Consider the following 12,640-nt stretch of genomic DNA (forward strand, 5'->3'; position numbering starts at 1 on the left):
CGGGTGCCGGGTGCGGGTTGCGCGTTCGTTCGGGTTCGCGCTAGGCGCGCAGGCGCAGCCCCCGTGGAGTGGCGTGGAAGCCCGCTCCCTCCAGGAGGGGGGCGAAGGGGGAGGTCAGGGAGGAGCCTCCATTGATGCGCTCGACCGTGACCGTGCCCAGTGAGCCCGCTCGGGCCGCGCCGGCGAGGGCTTCGGCGGCCGCGTGCAGGCGGACGTCCTCGGTGGCGGGGGTGTCGTCCTCCTGGGTCGCGGGCCAGGCAAGCAGGGTCTTGCCGCCGCGCTCCATGTAGAGGGTCAGGTCGCCGTCGACGAGGACGACCAGGGAGCCTGCCTTGCGGCCCGGCTTGTGGCCCGCGTCGGTGGGCGGGTCGGGCCAGGGGAGCGCGGCTCCGTAAGCGTTGGCGGGGTCGGCGGCGGCCAGGACGAGGGCCTGGGTGTCCGAGGGGCGCGGGGAGTAGTTCATGGCGGACGGCGAACTGTCCGTGCGGTCACGGGCGTTCGCCGCCGCCCGCAGTCGGTCCACCGCGCCGTCCATGGCGAACTGGGCCGCGCCGAGCCCCTCGACGACATAACCGCGCCGCGCCTGACCGCTGTCCTCGAAGGCCGACAGGACGCGGTACGTCGCCGAGAAGCCGCCCTCGACTCCCTCGGCCGCGACCGCTCCTCGGGTCACCACGCCGTGCCGGTCCAGGAGGGTGCGGGCGAGGGCATGGGCGCGCAGGGTGGGGTCGGGTTCGTGGGCGGGCAGCAGGGACCAGCGGCCGGCCACGGTCGGCGGGCCCGTACGCGACGTGGGGCGGGCGGCGGCCGTCAGTGTGCCGTAGCGCCCGCGCGGGGCTGAACGCTTGGCGCGGTGGGCCGTGGAGCCCGCGGTGCGGCCCGATCCGAGGAGCGAGCGCATCGGGGCGAGCGTGTCGTTCGTCAGCCTCCCGGACCAGGACAGATCCCAGATCACGTCGGCCAGTTGCGGATCGGAGGCCTCGGGGTGGGTCGTGGCGCGGACCTGGTCGGCGATCTGCCGGAAGAACAGGCCGTATCCCCCGGAGAGGGTGTCGAGGACCGACTGGTGGAGCGCGGTGAGCTCCAGCGGGTGAGCCGGTGGCAGGAGCAGGGGAGCGGCGTCGGCCAGATACAGGGAGATCCAGCCGTCCTTGCCCGGCAGGGACCCGGCTCCGGCCCACACCACTTCTCCGGCGGCGGTGAGTTCGTCGAGCATCGCCGGTGCGTAGCCGGAGACGCGGGAGGGCAGGACCAGCTTCTCGAGCGCGGACGCGGGCACCGTCGCCCCCTGCAACTGCTCGATGGCGCGCACCAGGCCTTCCACGCCCCGCAGCCCGTGCCCGCTCAAGTGCTGCCACTGGGGCAGGAACTGGGCGAGCGCGGCGGGCGGCACCGGCTCCAGCTCGTGCCGCAGGGCTGCCAGGGAGCGGCGGCGAAGGCGGCGCAGGACGGCCGCGTCGCACCACTCCTGGCCGATGCCCGCCGGATGGAACTCTCCTTGTACGACACGTCCGTTCGCGGCAAGGCGCTGCAGCGCGCCCTCGGTGACCGCCGCGCCCAGGCCGAAGCGGGCAGCGGCCGTGGCGGAGGTGAAGGGTCCGTGCGTGCGGGCGTACCGCGCGATGAGGTCGCCGAGGGGGTCCTTGACGGGCTCGGTGAACGCCTCTGGGACGCCGACCGGCAGTGCGGTGCCGAGGGCGTCGCGCAGGCGGCCCGCGTCCTCGATCGCGGCCCAGTGGTCGGCCCCTGCGATCCGGACCTGGATCGCCCGGCGGGCGGACGCCAGCTCCTGCGCCCACTCCGGTTCGGCGCCGCGCTCGGCCAGTTCGGAGCCGGTGAGCGGCCCGAGGAGGCGCAGCAGGTCGGCGACGCCTTCGGCGTCCTTGACGCGGTGGTCCTCCGTGCGCCACTGGAGCTCCTGCTCCAGCTCGGCGAGGACGTCCGCGTCGAGCAGCTCGCGCAGCTCGGCCTGGCCGAGGAGCTCGGAGAGGAGCCGGGAGTCCAGGGAGAGGGCCGCCGCGCGCCGCTCGGCGAGCGGGGAGTCACCCTCGTACAGGAACTGCGCCACGTAGCCGAACAGCAGTGAGCGGGCGAACGGGGACGGCTCGGGTGTCGTGACCTCGACGAGCCGGACCTTGCGGGACTCGATGTCGCCCATCAGTTCCGTGAGGCCGGGGACGTCGAAAACGTCCTGGAGGCACTCCCTGACCGCTTCGAGGACGATCGGGAACGACCCGAACTCACTGGCCACCTGGAGCAGTTGCGCGGCGCGCTGGCGCTGCTGCCACAGGGGTGTGCGCTTTCCGGGGCTGCGGCGCGGCAGCAGCAGCGCGCGGGCGGCGCACTCACGGAAGCGGGATGCGAACAGGGCCGAGCCGCCCACCTGGTCGGTGACGATCTGATTGACCTCGCCCTTTTCGAAGGCGACGTCTCCGGCTCCTACGGGCGCCTGATCGCTGTCGTATCCCAGGGGTTGGTCGGTGGGCTCCTGGTCGAGCAGGTCCAGGCTCATCAGGTCGGCGTCCGGCAGGCGCAGCACGATGCCGTCGTCCGCGTGCATGACCTGGGCATCCATGCCATACCGCTCGGACAGCCTGGAGGCGAGGGCGAGCGCCCAGGGCGCGTGCACCTGCGCACCGAACGGGGAGTGCACCACGACCCGCCAGTCGCCCAGCTCGTCGCGGAACCGCTCGACCACGATCGTGCGGTCGTCCGGGATGTGACCGCAGGCTTCACGCTGCTCGGCAAGGTACGTCAGGATGTTGTCGGCAGCCCAGTCGTCCAGGCCCGCGGCCTGCAGCCGCACGCGCGCGTCGTCGCGCGAGAGGGAGCCGACCTCCCGGAGGAACGCGCCCACCGCACGCCCCAGTTCGAGCGGGCGGCCCAGCTGGTCGCCCTTCCAGAACGGGAGCCGCCCGGGGACGCCGGGTGCGGGGGAGACGAGTACGCGGTCGCGTGTGATGTCCTCGATGCGCCAGGAGCTGGTGCCGAGGGTGAAGACGTCGCCCACCCGGGATTCGTAGACCATCTCCTCGTCGAGCTCTCCGACGCGGCCGCCGCCCTTCTTGGGGTCGGCGCCGGCGAGGAAGACCCCGAAGAGGCCGCGGTCGGGGATCGTGCCACCGGAGGTGACCGCGAGACGCTGCGCACCCGGCCGCCCGGTGACGGTGCCCGCGATGCGGTCCCAGACCACACGGGGGCGCAGCTCCGCAAAGGCGTCCGACGGATAGCGGCCCGCGAGCATGTCCAGGACGGCCGTGAAGGCCGAGTCCGGGAGTGAGCTGAAGGAGGCGGCCCGGCGGACCAGGGCAAGGAGGTCGTCGACCTGCCAGGTGTCGAGAGAAACCGTTGCGACGAGCTGCTGTGCCAGGACGTCCAGGGGGTTGGCCGGGATGCGCAGCGACTCGATGGAGCCGGTCCGCATCCGCTCGGTGACCACGGCGGCCTGCACCAGGTCCCCCCGGTACTTCGGGAAGACGACGCCGGTGGACACCGCGCCCACCTGGTGTCCCGCCCGGCCGACCCGCTGCAGGCCGGAGGCCACCGAGGGCGGCGACTCGACCTGGATCACCAGGTCGACCGCGCCCATGTCGATGCCCAGCTCCAGGCTGGAGGTGGCGACGACGGCGGGCAGGCGGCCCGCCTTCAGGTCCTCCTCGACGAGTGCGCGCTGCTCCTTGGAGACCGAGCCGTGGTGGGCCCTGGCGAGGACCGGAGGGGCGCCCTTGGCCGCGCCCGACTCGGCCATCAGCTCGGCGGGGGAATGGTCCTCAGGGAGGGGCTCGCCCGTCGCGCGTTCGTACGCGATTTCGTTGAGCCTGTTGCACAGGCGCTCCGCGAGGCGGCGCGAGTTGGCGAACACGATCGTCGAGCGGTGTGCCTGGACGAGGTCGGTGATGCGCTCCTCGACGTGCGGCCAGATCGAGGGGCGCTCCGCGCTCTGGCCGGAGTCGGCGACCGGGGAACCGCCGAGCTCGGCGAGGTCCTCCACCGGCACGACCACGGACAGGTCGAACTCCTTGCCGGACGGCGGCTGGACGATCTCGACCCTGCGCTGCGGGGACAGATAGCGCGCCACCTCATCCACGGGACGGACCGTCGCCGAGAGGCCGATGCGGCGGGCGGGCCTGGGCAGCAGCTCGTCGAGCCGCTCCAGGGAGAGGGCGAGATGGGCGCCGCGCTTGGTGCCCGCGACGGCGTGCACCTCGTCCAGGATCACCGTCTCGATGCCCGTCAGCGCGTCGCGCGCGGCGGAGGTGAGCATCAGGAAGAGCGACTCGGGCGTGGTGATCAGGATGTCCGGCGGGCGCGTGGCCAGGGAGCGGCGCTCGGCGGGCGGGGTGTCGCCCGAGCGGATACCGACCCGGACCTCGGGCTCGGGGAGCCCGAGGCGCACCGACTCCTGCCGGATGCCGGTCAGCGGGCTGCGCAGGTTGCGCTCCACATCGACCGCGAGGGCCTTCAGCGGAGACACGTACAGCACCCGGCAGCGCTTCTTGGGGTCGGCGGGCGGCGGGGTCGAGGCCAGTTGGTCGAGTGCGGCGAGGAACGCGGCCAGCGTCTTGCCCGAGCCGGTGGGCGCGACGACCAGCACGTCCGAGCCCTCGCCGATGGCCTTCCATGCCCCGGCCTGTGCGGAGGTGGGCGCGGAGAAGGCCCCCGTGAACCAGCTGCGGGTCGCGGGGGAGAACCCATCAAGGGCGCTGAGTGCGCCGTCGGCGCTGGATGCGGACCTGACCATGACCCCATCGTGCACCCCGCCACTGACAACGGCGCCGACCTGCGGAAAAGCGTTTGCGTGGCTGCCGCAGAATGGGGGCATGGCAGGTTCGGCGGAGCAGGCACGGCACTGGCGGTACGCGGAGCTGCCCGGGGTCGACCTGCTGCGTGCCCACTACATCGACAAGACGTTCGTGCGGCACACCCACGAGCACTTCGTGATCGCCGCGATCGCCGAGGGCGTCGACGTCTTCCACCACGGCGGCGGCGAACAGCACGCGGGGCCCGGAACCCTCGCCCTGATCAACCCGGACACCATGCACACGGGCCGGGCCGGCGGACCCGGGGGATGGCGGTACGGGGTGGTCTATCCGTCGCCGGATCTGGTCGCCGCCATCGCCGCCGAGACCACCGATATCCGCGGGACCCCCGGCTTCGTCCAGCCGGTGCTCGATGACCCGTACGGCGTGAGCCTCGTCCACCGGGTGCTGCGTGCCGCGGAGGAGGGCAACGCGCTCGCCGCCGACACCCTGCTGCGGGTGGCGGTGACCCGGCTGCTGCGGCTGAACGGCGGACCTGTCCCGCAGCGTGAGGTGCGCACCGCGGGTGCCAGGGTCGCGGCACGCGCGCGTGGCGTCCTGGAGGAGCGGATGGCGGACCCGCCGAGCCTGGAGCGGCTCGCCACCGAGCTGGGCGTCGGCCCCTTTCCCCTGCTGCGGGCCTTCCGTGACGCGTACGGGATGCCTCCGCACACGTGGCTCACGGACGCGCGCGTGCGTGCGGCACGGCACCTCCTGGACGCGGGGACGTCGCCCGCGGAGGCGGCCGTCGCCGTGGGCTTCACCGACCAGCCACACCTGAACCGGCACTTCGCGCGGATCGTCGGTGTGCCGCCCGGGGCGTACCAGCGTGAGCGCAAGAACGTACAAGACGGGGAATCGGACCTGCTCGTACCGTCCGGGGTGTGGCAGAACAGACGACACCCGCAGACACATCAGCCGGGCTCCCGGCAGAAGACACGACCGCCGACCTTCCGGCAGCCATGACAGGCGACCGCGCACCGCAGAAGCCCGATTCCGCGGTGGTCCGCGACGCCCTCGGCGTCGGGGTCGCCGTCGGACTCTCCGGGTTCGCCTTCGGAGTGACCTCGGCGGGCGGTGGCCTCACCGTGCTGCAGACCTGCGCGCTCAGCCTTCTGGTCTTCACCGGAGCCTCGCAGTTCGCGCTGGTGGGGGCCCTCGCGGGCGGTGGGAACCCGTTCACCGCCGCTGCGGGCGCCTTCTTCCTCGGCGTACGCAACGCGTTCTACGGACTGCGCCTCTCGCAGCTGCTCGCCCTCCCGCGCGCGGTGCGCCCGCTCGCCGCCCACTGGGTCATCGACGAGACCACCGCCGTCTCGCTCGCCCAGCCGACCCGGCGCGCCGCACGCATCGGCTTCACCGTCACCGGACTGAGCCTCTACGTGCTGTGGAACCTCACCACGCTCCTCGGGGCGCTCGGCGCCGAGGCCATCGGTGACACCGACGCGTGGGGGCTCGACGCCGCGGGACCGGCGGTCTTCCTCGCCCTGCTCGCGCCGATGCTGCGGACGGCCACGGAGCGGGCCGTGGCGGCGATCGCGGTCGTCCTGGGGCTCGGGCTGCTGCCCGTGCTGCCCGCGGGGGTGCCGGTCCTGGTGGCCGCGCTCGCCGCACCCGCGGTGCTCTACGTAGAGGGCCGGAAGAGGGGCGCCAGGAAGAACGCGCGCCCCGGGGACACCCGGAACGACGGGCAGAGGAACGACACGCAGAGGGAAGACCGTTGAACATCTGGATCGCGATCGGCGCGACCGTCGTCGGCTGTTACCTCGTGAAGCTCGCGGGCCTGCTGGTGCCCGCGGGCGCCCTGGAGCGCCCCCTCGTCAAGCGCATGGCCGCCCTGTTGCCCGTGGCGCTGCTCGCCGCGCTCACGGCCCAGCAGGCCTTCGCCGACGGGCAGGCCCTGGAACTCGACGCCAAGGCCCTGGGGCTCGCGGCGGCCGGCGTGGCGCTGCTGCTGCGCGCCCCGTTCCTCGTCGTCATCGGGGCGGCGGTGGTCGTCACCGCGGGGATGCGGGCGCTCACGGGGTGACCGCTGCGGCCTCCCCGTCGCCTCCAGTACCCGCTCCCGTCAGGCACAGTCCCCGTGGGTAATGTGACGCGTCACGATCGCGGCCCCGCCTTCGGAGAGGAAACACCGTGGCGCTGTCCTCCGAAGCCAGGTCCCTCGCGGCGCGGTGCGAGCCCAGGGTCAACGAACTGGCCCGCAGGATGGCCCGTGAGTCGTTCGAGGAGCTGCCCGGATACGCGGAGCTCCCCGACGACGTGAAGGACCTGGAGATAGCCGCGACCGCACGCCACGGAGTGCGCCTCTTCCTGCGCCGCGTCACCGATCAACCCGGCAGCCACCGGCTCTTCCGCGAGCGGGCCGCACAGCGCGCGGAAGAGGGCATGCCGCTGCACCTGCTGCTGCGTACGCACGCTCTGGGGGTCTACGTCCTGTGGCAGGCCCTGCGCGACGTGGCACGCCCCGGCGAGGAAGCGGCCCTGGTCGAACTCGTGGACGTCCTGCTGCAGTCGCACCCCGCGATCGTCGGAACCGTCGCCGAGACCTACCTGGACGAGCGCTCCGCCCTGGAGGCCGAGCAGCGCGCCCAGCGCAGCTCCCTGGTCCGCGGCCTGCTCGACGGCATGGTGCCGCCCGGCCACGTGCTGCTCGACCAACTGCGCCTCGCCGGGCCCGCGCTCGTCCTCGCGATCGGCTTCGACGGGGCCCCGGCCGAAGGCCCCGTGGCGGTACGGCGGCGGCTGCGCCGCGTGCAGACCGCCCTGGACCACGCCTTCGGCCTGGAGGTGCTCGCGCTTCTGGAGGCCGACGGCGGCCGGGTCATCGTGCCCAAGGAGTGCGGGCCCCCCGAAGACCTGCCCGGCCGCATCAGCAAGGCCTGCGACCTTCCCGTGCGGGTGGCCGCCGTGGACGCCGCCGGACCCGATGCCGTGACCGGCGCGGCCCGTACCGCGACCGAGATACTGCGCATCACGCGCGCGTGCGGGATGCCTCCGGGGCTGCACCGCATGGACGACGTGCTCCTGGAGTACCACCTCTCCCGCCGCAACGAGAGCAGCCACCTCATCTCCGCGCTGCTCGACCCGATCGCCGACCGTCCCGAGCTCCTGGAGACGCTGCGCACCCACCTCGGCCATCAGCAGGAGCGCAGGGCGACCGCCGCCGCCCTCGGCCTGCACCCCAACACCGTCGACAACCGCCTCGCGAAGATCGGCGAACGCACCGGCATCGACCTGTCGGCGCCGCGCGGCACGGCACTGGCCATCGCGGCGCTGCTGCTGAGGGAAGCCGAGGAACCTCTGTCAGGCGATGGAGCGCCCGTACGCCCGTAGCGTGCGCAGCGCCTCGATGGTGACGATCGGGCGGGCTTCGAGTGCGCTGCCGGGAGCCCACTCGCGCCATCGGATCGGCCAGCCGCCGTCCTCCTGCTGCTCCTGCTCGAGGAAGTCCAGGGAGCGCGCCATCTCCTCATCCGTGAACCACGCGCGCGCGAGCGACTCGGGTGCCTTCGCGTAGTCGTGCGCGAAGTGGTGCTCACCCGGTGCGTAGCCGGGCGCCACGGGGTACGCGTCGAGCCGCTCGGGGTCGAGCGCCACGAGGTGCTGGTCCCGTGTGATCCGGCCGAGCCGGTCGGCGGCCGCCTGCGCGCGGGGGCGGTCGGGCGCGCCGTCGAGGAACGCGAGGGCCGCCTGGATCTCGTACGGGTGGGACTTCTCGAGGGACTCGACGGCGGCCCAGCAGAAGTCGGTGGCTCTGAACAGCCAGGCGTGCCACACCTCGTTGCGGTGCAACAGGCCCACTACGGGGCCGGTGGCGAGGAGTTCGCTCGGCGGATCGTCCACCACGGGCACGAACGGCGCCGAGGGGTAGCCGCGCTGGCTGGGATGGATCGCCGGAAGGGCGCCGTCCGACGTTGACACCGACGTCAGATAGCGGCACACGCGCTCCACCCGCTGCCCGCCGCAGCGTCCGATCGTGTCCAGGACGCGCAGCGCGTGCCCGACGTGCAAGGGCTGGCTGACCGGGCCGCGCAGGTCCGGTTCGAGCGCGTACCCGTACCCGCCGTCCTCGTCGGCGTACGCGCCCAGGGCGGCATCGACCGCGTCGGCCGACGGGTCGCCTCCGGCGCCGCCCGCGTCGCTCAGGAAGTGGTACACGAACCGCCGCTGCTCGAGGACGCGCGCGGTGAGCCAGACGAAGTGCTCGGCGCGGGCGACCGGCGAGGACGCGGCGTGCGGGGATGCTCCGGTTTCGGCCATGGACAGACCGTAGGCCGGAAAGCGCCTTCGGTAAGCCCCCTGCGTCCGGCTGCACTCTCTAGGGCGCGATACTGAAGGCATGCGGTTGACGGTTTTCTGGGAGCGGATGGCGGACCACTTCGGACAGGGGTACGCCGACTCGTTCGCTCGCGATCACGTGATGGCGGAGCTCGGCGGACGCACGGTGCACGAGGCGCTGGACGCGGGCTGGGACGCCAAGGACGTCTGGCGTGCCGTGTGCACGGCGATGGACGTACCGGCCGATAGGCGCTGACGGCGGACAGTTCGCCCCTCCCCAGAGCCTCGTGCCGAGGCTTCGTCGGGCATGAAGATGCGGGGGTGGCGGCTGAATGTCGGTGGCGTGGGCGAGACTGGCCCCGTGTCATCGACAGACGAGACCGCGCAGGTCACTCACGACGTAGCTCCGCTCGGCACCACGCCGCCCGCCCAGCCCCCGAACGGGGCGGAGACCGGGCGGGCCGCCAGCATGCCGCGCTGGCTGCCACGCGCCATGGTGCTCGCCCTCGCGCTCATCGCCTGTTTCCAGCTGGGCAGTTGGGCTTTCCACCAGCTGACCGGGCTGCTGATCAACATTCTGATCGCGTTCTTCCTGGCGCTCGCCGTCGAGCCCGCGGTGAGCTGGATGGCCGCGCGCGGGCTGCGCAGGGGCTTCGCCACCTTCCTGGTCTTCCTCGGTGTCCTGATCGCGAGCGCGGGCTTCGTCACGCTCATGGGCTCGATGCTCGCGGGCCAGATCGTGGACATGGTCGAGGACTTCCCCGAGTACCTCGACAAGGTCATCAGCTGGATCAACCAGACGTTCCACACGGAGCTCTCCCGGGTCGAGATCCAGGACAGCCTGGTCCACTCGGACTGGCTGCAGAAGTACGTCCAGAACAGCGCCAGCGGCGTCCTGGACGTGTCGGCGCAGGTCCTCGGCGGCCTCTTCCAGCTCCTGACGGTCCTGCTGTTCTCGTTCTACTTCGCGGCGGACGGACCGCGGCTGCGGCGCGCGCTCTGCTCCGTGCTGCCGCCCGCCCGGCAGGCCGAGGTGCTCCGCGCCTGGGAGATCGCGGTCGACAAGACCGGCGGCTATCTCTACTCGCGCGGTCTGATGGCGCTGATCTCCGGAATCGCGCACTACATCCTGCTGCAGGCCCTCGGGGTGCCGTACGCGCCCGTGCTCGCGGTGTGGGTCGGCCTGGTCTCGCAGTTCATCCCCACCATCGGTACGTATCTGGCGGGCGCGCTGCCGATGCTGATCGCCTTCACGGTCAATCCCTGGTACGCGCTGTGGGTACTGATCTTCGTGGTGGTCTACCAGCAGTTCGAGAACTACGTCCTGCAGCCCAAGCTCACCGCCAAGAGCGTGGACATCCACCCGGCGGTCGCCTTCGGGTCGGTCATCGCGGGTACGGCACTCCTCGGTGCGGTCGGTGCCCTGATCTCCATCCCGGCGATCGCGACCCTGCAGGCCTTCCTGGGGGCGTACGTGAAGCGGTACGACGTCACGGACGACCCGCGCGTCCACGGGCACCGGCGCAAGGGCGGTGCGTCGCTCCTGACGCGCATGCGGCGTGCTCTGCGCGGGCCGAACAGGCCGGGAGGGGCGTCGGAGGCCGAGGTCGCGGCGGAGGAGGCCGCGGGTTCGAGTCCCGACTCCGCGTCGGGTGAGGGTCCGGCGGCAGGCTCGGACGGGCGTCAGTAGGTGACGACGCCCCAGACGCCGGCGCCGAGAACGGCCACTACGTAGCAGCCGACCGCCGCCGTCATCACCCGCTGCCGCGTCCGCTCGCCCCAGGAGGTGCGGGACAGCAGCCAGGCGAGCGCGGGCAGCACCAGGACGGCATGCAGGCTCACCCCGTGCAGCGGCTTGAGCGCGGCCGTGGAGTGGTAGGCCGACTCCTGGTGGCCGGTCCGGGTCAGGAACACACCGCGGGCGATCATCGCGGCACCCGACGCGAGGGCGACGAGCAGGACGGCGAAGCCGGACCGGAGCGCGAGCGGCATACCGGCGGGTCCCGTGGGCCGGTGCCGGAACGAGGCGACCGCGAACGCCGACAGCAGGACGACGAGGATCGCGCCGCCCACCGCGAGGGACATGGACACCGCGGAGTCGAAGCCGGTCTCCATGTTGAGGTGCGAGGGCACACGGCGCCACGCCTGAAGTGTGATTCCGCCGACTTCGAGGACGCAGTCCGCCGCGAAGAGGAACAGGAGCGCGGTCCGGGCGCGGGCACCCATGCGCAGGTATGACGTCACCCAGGCGACGGCGATCAGCGTCAGGCCGAAGGAGAGCCCGAATGTGACCGGCTTGCGCCAGGAGACGGGTCCCTCCCACGGTCCGCCGTCGACCGCGAACACCAGCAGGTGGACGAGGCCCGAGAGGATCAGGACGGCGCCGGTCGCGCAACTGAGGCGCTCGGCGGGGCGTGCCGAGCGCCACAGGGCTGCGGCGGAGGTGGTCGAGCGCGCACTTTTCATGAGGCTGAGCCTGGCGGGAAGGCGCGGGCGGGTCGTCGTCCGGCCGAAGGCGATGCGCGTACGCCCGGGGGAGTAGCCCTGGGGGCGAGAGGGCGACGCGGCGGGCCTCAGGGGCGGGATACGCCGGGCGGACCGAACCCTTCCGTACTCTCGGTGGAGCCGCGTGGTGCGCTTGACACCAAAATCGAACATCCATTCTTATAGGTGGCCTGGCGGCGTTTTCCCGGGGTTTTCGCGGGGGGATCCCTGGGGCTCCGGCGGATTTCGGCGGGGCGATCGCCTCGAGTTATCCACAGGCCGGACGGGCGCCGGGGCGGATTGTCAGTGGCAGGCGCTAGCGTCATTGACGTGAAGCGATCGACACAAGCAAATCGGGTGGAACCCATGGCAGGAACCGACCGCGAGAAGGCCCTCGAAGCCGCGCTCGCACAGATTGAACGGCAATTCGGCAAGGGCGCAGTGATGCGCATGGGCGAGCGGCCGAACGAACCCATCGAGGTCATCCCCACCGGGTCGACCGCGCTCGACGTCGCGCTCGGCGTCGGCGGCATCCCGCGCGGCCGTGTGGTGGAGGTGTACGGGCCGGAGGCCTCCGGCAAGACGACCCTGACCCTGCACGCCGTGGCCAACGCGCAGCGGGCAGGCGGCTCGGTGGCGTTCATCGACGCCGAGCACGCACTCGACCCCGAGTACGCCAAGAAGCTCGGCGTCGACATCGACAACCTGATCCTGTCCCAGCCGGACAACGGCGAGCAGGCGCTGGAGATCGTCGACATGCTGGTCCGCTCCGGCGCCCTCGACCTGATCGTCATCGACTCCGTGGCGGCCCTGGTGCCGCGCGCGGAAATCGAGGGTGAGATGGGCGACTCGCACGTGGGTCTGCAGGCCCGCCTGATGAGCCAGGCGCTCCGGAAGATCACCAGCGCGCTGAACCAGTCCAAGACGACGGCGATCTTCATCAACCAGCTCCGCGAGAAGATCGGCGTGATGTTCGGCTCTCCGGAGACCACGACCGGTGGCCGCGCGCTGAAGTTCTACGCCTCGGTGCGGCTCGACATCCGCCGGATCGAGACCCTGAAGGACGGCACGGACGC

At 72.3% G+C, this 12,640-nt stretch carries 10 protein-coding genes; 7 read left to right on the top strand and 3 right to left on the bottom strand.

Annotated features, from left to right (window positions below; translation table 11 throughout):
• Positions 1-40 precede the first annotated feature (40 nt).
• Positions 41-4,741: an ATP-dependent helicase gene (locus ACFUPX_RS38685; protein ID WP_383333409.1), complete on the bottom strand. Its 4,701-nt coding sequence runs from the start codon at positions 4,739-4,741 to the stop codon at positions 41-43.
• Positions 4,742-4,820: 79 nt separating this feature from the next.
• On the opposite strand from ACFUPX_RS38685, the gene ACFUPX_RS38690 reads away from it, so the two are divergent.
• The 4 genes from ACFUPX_RS38690 to ACFUPX_RS38705 all read left to right on the top strand — a co-directional run bounded on the left by ACFUPX_RS38690 (position 4,821) and on the right by ACFUPX_RS38705 (position 8,135).
• Positions 4,821-5,765, top strand: a complete 945-nt coding sequence (locus ACFUPX_RS38690) for an AraC family ligand binding domain-containing protein (RefSeq protein ID WP_383333411.1) — start codon at positions 4,821-4,823, stop codon at positions 5,763-5,765.
• Positions 5,762-6,523 (top strand): AzlC family ABC transporter permease, encoded by a 762-nt coding sequence (locus ACFUPX_RS38695; protein WP_383333413.1) that lies wholly within the window; start codon positions 5,762-5,764, stop codon positions 6,521-6,523. The genes ACFUPX_RS38690 and ACFUPX_RS38695 overlap by 4 nt, the downstream gene beginning before the upstream one ends.
• Positions 6,520-6,828, top strand: coding sequence for an AzlD domain-containing protein (locus tag ACFUPX_RS38700; RefSeq protein ID WP_383333415.1), 309 nt, complete (start codon positions 6,520-6,522; stop codon positions 6,826-6,828). Before ACFUPX_RS38695 ends, ACFUPX_RS38700 begins: the two co-directional genes overlap by 4 nt.
• A gap of 107 nt (positions 6,829-6,935) precedes the next feature.
• Complete coding sequence (locus ACFUPX_RS38705; protein ID WP_383333417.1) at positions 6,936-8,135, top strand: PucR family transcriptional regulator; 1,200 nt, start codon at positions 6,936-6,938, stop codon at positions 8,133-8,135.
• Here the strand turns inward: ACFUPX_RS38705 and ACFUPX_RS38710 are convergent.
• The gene (locus ACFUPX_RS38710) at positions 8,106-9,062 is read right to left on the bottom strand and encodes a hypothetical protein (RefSeq protein ID WP_383333419.1); all 957 of its coding nucleotides are present in this window, start codon (positions 9,060-9,062) and stop codon (positions 8,106-8,108) included. The two genes, ACFUPX_RS38705 and ACFUPX_RS38710, sit on opposite strands and share 30 nt — an antisense overlap.
• Before the next feature lie 79 nt (positions 9,063-9,141).
• Here ACFUPX_RS38710 and ACFUPX_RS38715 point away from each other — a divergent pair, with 79 nt between their 5' ends.
• Both ACFUPX_RS38715 and ACFUPX_RS38720 read left to right on the top strand, forming a co-directional pair.
• Complete coding sequence (locus ACFUPX_RS38715; protein WP_383333421.1) at positions 9,142-9,336, top strand: DUF3046 domain-containing protein; 195 nt, start codon at positions 9,142-9,144, stop codon at positions 9,334-9,336.
• Positions 9,337-9,441: 105 nt separating this feature from the next.
• A complete protein-coding gene (locus ACFUPX_RS38720; RefSeq protein WP_383333423.1) occupies positions 9,442-10,770 on the top strand; it encodes an AI-2E family transporter in 1,329 nt (442 codons plus the stop codon).
• Here ACFUPX_RS38720 and ACFUPX_RS38725 read toward each other — a convergent pair.
• Positions 10,764-11,546, bottom strand: a complete 783-nt coding sequence (locus ACFUPX_RS38725) for a hypothetical protein (protein ID WP_383333425.1) — start codon at positions 11,544-11,546, stop codon at positions 10,764-10,766. The two genes, ACFUPX_RS38720 and ACFUPX_RS38725, sit on opposite strands and share 7 nt — an antisense overlap.
• A gap of 384 nt (positions 11,547-11,930) precedes the next feature.
• On the opposite strand from ACFUPX_RS38725, the gene recA reads away from it, so the two are divergent.
• A partial coding sequence (gene recA, locus ACFUPX_RS38730) for a recombinase RecA (protein ID WP_383333427.1) occupies positions 11,931-12,640 on the top strand: 710 nt, incomplete at its 3' end.

Origin of the sequence: Streptomyces sp. NPDC057302, assembly GCF_042667685.1 — a bacterium.
Lineage (GTDB): Bacteria > Actinomycetota > Actinomycetes > Streptomycetales > Streptomycetaceae > Streptomyces.

Excerpts from the sequence above, each read along its gene's own strand:
- ACFUPX_RS38695 (WP_383333413.1), top strand. The coding sequence starts at position 5,762 with ATGACAGGCGACCGCGCACCGCAGAAGCCCGATTCCGCGGTGGTCCGC.
- ACFUPX_RS38685 (WP_383333409.1), bottom strand. The coding sequence starts at position 4,741 with ATGGTCAGGTCCGCATCCAGCGCCGACGGCGCACTCAGCGCCCTTGAT.
- ACFUPX_RS38690 (WP_383333411.1), top strand. The coding sequence starts at position 4,821 with ATGGCAGGTTCGGCGGAGCAGGCACGGCACTGGCGGTACGCGGAGCTG.
- ACFUPX_RS38710 (WP_383333419.1), bottom strand. The coding sequence starts at position 9,062 with ATGGCCGAAACCGGAGCATCCCCGCACGCCGCGTCCTCGCCGGTCGCC.
- ACFUPX_RS38725 (WP_383333425.1), bottom strand. The coding sequence starts at position 11,546 with ATGAAAAGTGCGCGCTCGACCACCTCCGCCGCAGCCCTGTGGCGCTCG.
- ACFUPX_RS38715 (WP_383333421.1), top strand. The coding sequence starts at position 9,142 with ATGCGGTTGACGGTTTTCTGGGAGCGGATGGCGGACCACTTCGGACAG.